This is a genomic window from Streptomyces sp. NPDC048389 (assembly GCF_040706335.1).
In the GTDB taxonomy this organism is placed as follows: domain Bacteria; phylum Actinomycetota; class Actinomycetes; order Streptomycetales; family Streptomycetaceae; genus Streptomyces.
Map to the genome: position 1 here is coordinate 80,423 of NZ_JBEZKP010000028.1, position 6,413 is coordinate 86,835.

Below are 6,413 nucleotides of genomic sequence, written 5' to 3' on the forward strand. Positions count from 1 at the left end.
TCGCCACCGTGACGGCCCCGGTCCGGTGCCCCTCACCGGGCCGGGGGCGTCAGGCGCTGCCGTCCAGCAGCACGCGGGCCACCAGGGCCGGGTCGTCGTTCATGGGGACGTGGCCGCAGCCGGGCAGCCTGACGAGACGGGCGCCGGGGATGACGTGCTTGGCGCGTACGCCCTGACGGCGCAGCAGCAGTCGGTCCTTGGTGCCCCAGGCGATGGTGACCGGAAGGCCGCGGACGTCGTCGGTGAAGAGCACCCTGCCCCCGGCCGCGAGCGTCTCGTGGAAGCCGGTGGCACCTCGCAGGGCGCGCGTCTCGGCCACGGCGGCCTCGGGCGAACGGCGTCCGGGCCGCGCGTAGATGGTGCTCACGAGCGCCGTACGCCCCGCCGCCGACCGGGACAGCCGCTCGATCACCGGCAGCGGCACGGTCTGCGCACCCAGACGCATCGCGCGCAGGGTGGTGAAGGCGTAGCGCCGCTCCGCCTCCGACCAGAAGCCCGCCGGGGAGAGCGCGGTCACCGAGCGGACCAGTTTCCCGCGGCCCAACTCCAGGGCGAGCAGCCCGCCGAGGGAGTTCCCGGCGACATGGGGCCGTGCGATGCCGAGTTCGTCGCAGAAGGCGCTGAGTACCGCCGACACCGTGCCCAGGTCGTACGGGACGCCGTCCGGCAGCGGCGCCGACTCGCCGAACCCCGGCAGATCGACGGCCACGACGTCGCGGTCGGCGGCGAGTATGTCCATCACCGGCTCCCATGCCTGCCAATGGTGGCCGATGCCGTGCAGGAGCAGCAGAGGTTCGCCGGTGCCTCTGCGCTCGAAGGTGACGGACAGCGTGCGGCTGCCCCCGGTGGTCCCCACGGCGAACGAGATCTCTGCGGCCATGCTGCACGCTCCCCTTGCACTGCTTGCACTGCGCTGTTGCAGACAGGCTGTCAGTAACAATTACCGCTCAGTAGATTCGAGTTCAAGGGGCAGGGGCCGGTACGCGCCCCTGATGTGCTGTGCGCCGCGCCGGAACGTGCTGGACGGCCGGTGCCCCGTCGGCCGGGATCGAGGAGTGGCAACGGACACCGGGATCGAGGTCTTCAAAGAACACCGGCCCCTCCTGACCGGCGTCGCCTACCGCATGCTCGGCCGGATCGCCGACGGAGGACGCGGTGCGGGAAGCCTGGCTGTGCGCTGGTCGGCCCGGGCCCGCGACGACGTACGGGAGCCACGCGGCCATCTCGTACGGGACCACCACGCGCCTCGCGATCGACCGGCTGTGGCACGTCCGGTCCCGTCGCGACTCGTACGTCGGCCCCCGACTGCCGGAGCCCATGGCCACCCACTTCGGCCCGTCCGTCCCCGACACCGCCGAACAGGCCGTGCTCGCCGACTCCGTGTCGCTCACCGTCCTCGTGGTCCTCGAGTCCCTCTCGCCGCCGGAGCGCGCGGTGTCCGTGCTGCGCGAGGCGTTCGGCTTCCCGTACGCCGAGATCGCGACCACGCTCGACCGGTCGGAGGCGGCCGTGCGACAGTCGGCCGGACGGGCGCGCAAACACGAGGACGAGCGCAGACACCGGTACGACGTGGACCCCGCCGAATGCCGTGATCTCACCGGACGGTTCCTGTCCGCCGCCATCGGAGGCGACCTGCACGGGCTGCTCTGCCTGCTCGCCCCGGATGTACGACCGGTCGGCGACGGGGGCGGGACGCCCAAGGCGCCGCTGCGCGTCACCGAGAGCGCGGACAAGGCCGGCCGCTTCCTCGTCGCCGTGTCGCAGGAGCCGATTCCGGACGCGGAGGTCCGCCTCGTCGAACTCAACGGAGCGCTCGCCCTGATCGTCCTTTCGGGGGCAAGCCGGACACCGTCCTGCAGGTGGAGGTACTGGACGGACGCATCCCATGCGTCTGTGTCATCAGAAACCCCGACAAGCTGACTTCTCTCGCTCCGCCCGGCACCCCTGACCCCACCGTCGCCGCACGCAGAACCCCGTGACCGTATCCGGCCTTGGGGTCTTGTGCTGTGGGCGGCGGGCTCAGTACGAAGACCGCGTGAACGCTGAGCGAATCCGCTCCGCTTCACAGCGTGACATCGATGGGATTGGTCTTGACCAAGGGGGAGGCCCGTCCTATGGTCGCAGAGATAGTGCAGGAAGCTTTAATAAACAAGGGCGCGGAAAAACAGCCGCCGGTACGGCGATCGTGGAGGATCAGGGTGGGGACCACGCAGCTGGAATCGGTGCCGGAGCCCAAGTACTGGCACCTCAAGACCGTGCTCGCCGAAGCGCTGGACACCGACTTCACTGTAGGCGAGATCCTGCCGAACGAACGGGACCTCGCCGCACGCTTCGGAGTCGCCCGCGCCACTCTCCGGCAGGCGCTCGAACAGCTCGAACTCGAAGGCCGTCTGCAGCGCCGCCGCGGTGTCGGCACGACCGTCGCCCCGCCGCGGGTGGGCGTCGACGTCACCACCTCCCGCCAGGACTGGCCCGGCACCGGCAACGACGCCTGGCAGGCCGCGGAATGCACCGTGGCCGTGCCGTCGGCGGCCGTCGCCCGACTGCTCGACACGGAGACCGACGAAGCGGTCCACACGGTGCGCCGGCTCCGGAAGAGCCATGGCCAGCCCGTCGCCGCCGAGCTGCTCTACGTGCCGTCCGCCTCCGTCCCCGACCTTCCCGCGATCGAGGCACCGTCAGGACCCGCGCTGGCCCGCAGCGTTCTGCGCGAGCTGCAGCGCCTCGGTCTGGAGGGCCAGGACCGCGCTGTCGAGCTGGGGTCCGCGGGCGCCGTCGACGCCAAGGAACTGGACCGCCTGCCGGGTGCGCCCGTCCTCGTCGTCACGACGCGGTACTTCTCCGAGGGCCGCACCGCCGCGGTGTCCGTCGCCACGTACCGCGCCGACACCTGCCGGCTGACCTTCGGAGGGGACGTCGAGATCAGCCACCACGACCAGGAGCGCCACGCGTCCTGACACGACCGGCGCGCGCCGCGTCCTGACGCGACGAACACCAGGGTCCTGACGGCGAGGAGCTTCGCGTTCCGATGCGGCGAACACCCGGGTCCTGACGCGAGGAGCCCAGGTCCCTGCGCGGTGAGCCGCCGTCCGGCCAGCCGCGCCAGGGGGTGCCCGCGGCGTTCGCCGTCCTCTTGCGAGCCGCCGCGTCCGGCGTGTCGAGGTGTGCGTCGCAGCCCTCGTCCGGCCGAGCCGCCGCACTGCTCAGCGGCGGGCCGTCACCGTCCCTTCCACGGCGAAGAGCTGCTCCTCCACATGGTCCAGCGCCAGCCGCAGCGCCCCGGTCGCCACGGCCGCCTCACCCAGCAGGGACAGCGTCACCCGAGGCGGCCGGAGGCAGTAGCGCGACAACTCGTCACGCAGCGGCGGCAGCACGCCGTCCAGCCCGGCCGCCCAGCCGCCGATCACCACCAGCTCCGGATCCAGCGCCAGTACGAGCGCCGCCACATCGTGGACCAGGCGCGTGTTGAACCGGTCGACGGCGGCGCGGGCCCCCTCGTCACCGTCCCTGGCGAGCGCGAAGACGTCCGCCACCGCCTGCTCGTCCAGCGGATGCAGCGGCTCACCGGTCGTCGACAGCAGCTTCTCCGGCGTGTCGTCCCTGCCCAGCAGGTGAAGCGCGCCGATCTCGCCCGCCGCTCCGCCGTAACCGCGGTGCAGCCGCCCGCCGATGAGGGAACCGGCCCCCGGGCTCAGCCCGGCCAGCACGAACACGATGTCGTCGGAGTCCGTCGCCGAACCCTTCCAGTGCTCGGCGACCGCCGCGGCGTTGGCGTCGTTCTCCACCAGCACCGGGCACCGGAACGACCTGCGCAGCCGTTCGCCCAGCGGCAGCCCCGTCCAGCCCGGCAGCGCCGTCGACAGCCGTACGGTCCCGTCGGCCTCGACGATTCCCGGCGATCCGACACCCACCGCGCGCAGACTGCTGCGCGGCACGCCGGTACGCCGGAGCAGATCGGCGACCACCGCCCGCACGCGCTCCAGCCGGTCGTCGGCGCTCGCCTGTTCGGACACCTCCCGCGAACCCGCCCCGATGATGCGGCCGTCCAGACCCGAGAGCAGCGCCGCGATACGGTGGGCACCGATCTCGACCCCCAGCAGGTGGCCTGCCTCCGCACGGAACCTGAAGCGCCGCGCCGGCCGCCCCTGCCGCCGGACCTCCCCCTCGTCCGGACCGGCCTCGACGACCAGACCGGCCTCGATCAGACCCTCGACGACACCCTCCACCGTCGGCCGGGACAGGCCGGTGATCCGGGTCAGGTCGGTGAGTGTGGGGGAGTCGGCACCCCTTAGGGAATGGAGTACCACCGCGGAGTTGATCCGCCGCAGCAGCGATGGATCTCCGCCGGTCAGCCGCCCCACGTGTGTCCTCCCCGTCCGTGCCACCTCTGGCCGGATCGTACTCGTTGCCGCTGTCGTTCCGGGGCACCGGCCCGGGCCGTGGCTCCCGCGGAACGGGTGACGGCGTCCCAACTGTCAGTGCCGGCAGGTTCAATGGGTCCATGACCACGGCACGGCATCTCGCTGCGATCGACCGGCTGCGCGGCCGCTCCTTCCCGGCGCAGCGCGAGCGGTCGCACCTCGGCGACAGCGGCCCGGGGTACCACATCGGCCACCTGCGCATACCGGCGGACGGTCTGGACGCCGCCGACCGGGCGGCAGGCCGGTCACGTGAGCCGTACGAGGCGGAGTGCGAGGCGCTGGTCGCCGCGCTGAGCAGCCGGTGGGGGGAGGGCCAGTGGTTCGCCCTGTGGTCGGTGTTCATCGGGAGCGTCTGCGGGGAGGAGATCGCCCAGCCGTGGGACGAGCTGAGCCACTGCGTCGAGGACCTGCACATATGGCGTGTCGGGAGCCACTGGACGGCTGTCGGGGTCTCCCGCGCGGAAGGCCAGGACGAGTACCGGTTGATCGCCGTCGTCACCGACGTCGATCCACCCTAGGCATCCCACCGGGCCGCGTCCGGTCGGCGATCCCGCATGAGGGGCCGCGTCCGGTCGTGGCCAGATGCTGCGGGGTCGCGAGCTGCCGTACACGCCCGTGGTCTCCCGCACCCGGTCCATGGGGTCGTCGCGGATCGTCCCGGCGCCTCCGCCGAAGCGATCTCCTATGCTGTGCGGGCCAAAGAGGCAGTCCGGCCAGGGGAGTTGTCGGCATGCATGAGGGGGAGTCGTTCCTTGAGACCAAGAAATCGCCTTGCGTTGGGAGCGCGCCCACCAGCGCGCGCCCCCAGGGCAACGCATCACCGAGGGACCATACCGGGGGCGGCAGCCGCGATGCACGCGCTGTGCCTGGGCCTGCTCCTGGCGCTTGTCGTGGGGCTCATCGGATCCGCTCCCGCGACAGCGGTGGCAGCGGCGGCGAACACGCAGAGCGACAGCGGGGAGTACATCCCGCCGACCGATCGCGGCCGTGTTCTCGAGCTGTGGAAGTCGGGCGGGCCCGGCGTGAAGGCGGCCGCGGAGGTCGCCCTGCTCGGGTCGGACGCGGACGTACGCACGTTCCTCGACCACGAGTACGCCGCAGCCCAGCTCAGCGACGACCGCGTATCCACCGTCCAGGTCTTCTCGGCGGGCGGGCGCGCGGTGCGCGCGGCGGCAGAGCAGGCTCTCGCGGGGACGCCCGCGGACCTCGACGCCTTCCTGAAGGACGGCTGGAAGCTGCCGCTGGAGGAGGACCAGCGGGTTCGGGCCGTCCAGATCATGTCCGGCGGCGGGCGGGGGGTGAAGTCGGCCGGCACCAAGGCCATGAACGGCACCATCGAGGACGTGCGGGCGTTCATCGCCGAGGGCCAGTACACCGCGCGCGACGCCGACGACCGGGTCATGACCGTCCAGATCCTCAGCACCGGCGGTCCGGCCGTGCGCGAGGCCGCCAAGGTCGCGCTGAACGGCACGATGTACGACATACGCGAGTTCCTGGAGGTGGGCCAGCACATCGCGCGCGCCCGCGACCAGGAGCTGGCCACCGTCACCGAGCTGGCCGCGCTCGCCGAGGAGGCCGGACGCCAGGCCAAGGTGGAGACGGAAGCGGCCAAGGAGGCGTCGGACCGGGCGATCGCCGCCACCAAACTCGCCAAGGAGGCCGCGCAGACCGCCGCCGCCGAGACCGAGGCGGCCAAGAACGACGCGAAGCGCGCTTCCAACGCCGCAGGCCGGGCCGCGGACGCCGCCGGCGGCGCCGCGAAGGCCGCGCAGCAGGCCATCAGTTCGGCACGCGCGGCCAACACCTCGGCGCGTATCGCCGCCAACGCCGCCTCGCAGGCCGCGTCCGCTGCTGCGGCGGCGGCGCAGGCGGCGTCCCGCGCCCGCAACGCCGCCGCGGCAGCGGCGACCGACGCCACCAAGGCGTCCGCCGCCCGCCAGGCCGCCGAGGGTGCCCGCAAGGCGGCCCAGGGAGCGAAGAAGGCCGCACAGG

5 protein-coding genes and 1 pseudogene are annotated in these 6,413 nt (G+C 72.6%); 4 read left to right on the top strand and 2 right to left on the bottom strand.

The genetic code is table 11. The annotated features are described in order from the left end of the window. Positions 1–49 precede the first annotated feature (49 nt). Positions 50–880 carry an alpha/beta fold hydrolase gene (locus AB0903_RS20325; RefSeq protein ID WP_366704657.1) on the bottom strand — a complete coding sequence of 277 codons (831 nt, stop codon included), beginning with the start codon at positions 878–880 and terminating at the stop codon, positions 50–52. A 175-nt stretch (positions 881–1,055) separates the two neighbouring features. Here AB0903_RS20325 and AB0903_RS20330 point away from each other — a divergent pair. After that, positions 1,056–1,979 (top strand): annotated as a pseudogene (locus AB0903_RS20330) (sigma factor-like helix-turn-helix DNA-binding protein). Between the two features lie 219 nt (positions 1,980–2,198). Further along, positions 2,199–2,957, top strand: a complete 759-nt coding sequence (locus AB0903_RS20335) for a GntR family transcriptional regulator (RefSeq protein WP_366704672.1) — start codon at positions 2,199–2,201, stop codon at positions 2,955–2,957. Between the two features lie 246 nt (positions 2,958–3,203). Here the strand turns inward: AB0903_RS20335 and AB0903_RS20340 are convergent, their stop codons facing one another. Further along, the gene (locus AB0903_RS20340; RefSeq protein WP_366704659.1) at positions 3,204–4,361 is read right to left on the bottom strand and encodes an ROK family transcriptional regulator; all 1,158 of its coding nucleotides are present in this window, start codon (positions 4,359–4,361) and stop codon (positions 3,204–3,206) included. A 140-nt stretch (positions 4,362–4,501) separates the two neighbouring features. Here AB0903_RS20340 and AB0903_RS20345 point away from each other — a divergent pair, with 140 nt between their 5' ends. Then, positions 4,502–4,939 carry a hypothetical protein gene (locus AB0903_RS20345; protein ID WP_366704661.1) on the top strand — a complete coding sequence of 146 codons (438 nt, stop codon included), beginning with the start codon at positions 4,502–4,504 and terminating at the stop codon, positions 4,937–4,939. A 333-nt stretch (positions 4,940–5,272) separates the two neighbouring features. Beyond that, positions 5,273–6,413, top strand: a 1,141-nt coding sequence (locus tag AB0903_RS20350) for an ALF repeat-containing protein (protein WP_366704663.1), incomplete at its 3' end; no start/stop codon positions are given.